Here is a 1655-nt window from a genome sequence, read left to right as displayed (position 1 = left end):
CTGCCGCAGGTGATCCGGACCGACAACGTGCTAACTCTGGAGTCAAGCTAAAGTTGATGGCGAGTCGACGCACAGGTCCCATTAGCACCTGTTCTTCTATGGCCGCATGCAACTTCGCACAAAGTCCCGTGGGCTTCCACATCGACAAGGTCTCCTGATCTGAGCATAGTGAACACGAGGTCCGTAGTGGCCTCGATCGTGCCTTAAACAGCATGGAGGTCCCGTGGAAGGTCCGAGCATTATCTACAGGATCCTATGAGGTCCCAACGGCCCCACTGAGCGGGATCGATCCACGGGGTAAAGCGTTTTCGAAGTAGCAGCGGTATTGGGTTTGGCGCTTCACCAGGCCATAAGCAACCCTGGCCATCTTGGCAGCCACCGCGGTCAGTGCCTTGCGCTTGCGATCAGCATTGTTTGGATCGTTTTTGACGTACCGTTCGTACTTGTCGCGGAAGCTGTTTTCACGCATTCGTACCGCAATGGTGGCGGCAAACCAGAAGGCGAAGCGCAATCGCGCGTTACCACGCTTTGATAGACGCTCATGTCCGCGGTACTGGCCCGACTGGCACGTGGCCAGATCGAAGCCGCAGTACTTCAAAAACTGGCGATGGTGGGCAAATCGACGAAGATCGCCGGCTTCGGCCAGGATGGTTAATGCAAGCACTGGGCCGATACCGGGCAACGAACGTAAGGACTCGTAATCTGGGTTATCTGCCAGCAATTGATGGGCTTGCGCAGCCAGAGCATCGCGCTGCTCAACTAACAGCTGATAGCGACGCAGCTGCAGCCGAAAACTCTGGACCTCAATCGAATCGTCGTCTACAGGTAAGCCGATGCTGCCGAGCGCACATTGGTAGAGTTCGGTGAGCCAAGTCTGCTTATTCACCTTGCGGCCGACGAGCTCCCAAGCTTCCTTGCGGAAAGCATCCCAAGTAAGTTGACGAATCGAGGCAGCAGTGGGAAAGCGAAGCATGAACCGGGCGAACCAATCGGCATGTGCGCCATCGAAGTAGCGCTCGATTTCCGGGAAGTACAGGGGCAAGTAGTGGGTCATCAGGCTGTGCTGCAGTCGGGTTCTAGCCAAGCTGATCTGGTAATGGGTCTTGGACAGCTCTTGTAACCCGTGATGACCAGCCAGCAACGGATCCACGTAGCGCATGGTCATGCCCTGTTTGAGCATAGCCAGGATCACGCTTGCATCCTTCGGATCGTTCTTGTCCCACGAATTGAAAAGGACTTCCCGATAGCGGGCTCCGGCGACCGAGGACACCAGGCAAACTTCGAAGCCCTCTTGGAGCAAGCGGAAGGCCAAGGTGCGATGACAATCGCCAGTGGGCTCCATTGCAACACGAACGGGCGCGGGCATTTGACGGAGAAGGTCAACTAATCGTTGATGGTCTTCCCGAGAACTGGCCATGCGGAAACGCTGCTGCTTATTGCCTGGGGCCTCAATGAGGACTGCGTGGTAGCGCTTGGCGATATCAATCGCGACCCAAGTCGCTGCGGGGGTAGGATGAGATCGGGTAGCCATCGTCAACGAACTCCTGTGGCGTGTGAGAACCCTCAGGATGCGCTCGGAGACGATGGCTGCCTGCAAAGAACTCATGCTTCCAGATGTACTACGGCAAGGAGTTCTGCGGCAAGGCGATGGTGGC

The 1655-nt window shown here is 56.6% G+C and carries 1 protein-coding gene; it reads right to left on the bottom strand.

Features of this window, described 5'->3' with window-relative positions; genetic code table 11:
• Positions 1–253: 253 nt before the first annotated feature.
• A complete protein-coding gene (locus QMX78_RS21325) occupies positions 254–1531 on the bottom strand; it encodes an IS110 family transposase (protein WP_197639877.1) in 1278 nt (425 codons plus the stop codon).
• Between the last annotated feature and the right edge of the window lie 124 nt (positions 1532–1655).

The sequence above is a fragment of the Stenotrophomonas sp. PS02298 genome, assembly GCF_029959445.1.
Classification (GTDB): domain Bacteria; phylum Pseudomonadota; class Gammaproteobacteria; order Xanthomonadales; family Xanthomonadaceae; genus Stenotrophomonas.
This window is presented reverse-complemented; position numbering and strand designations above follow the sequence as displayed.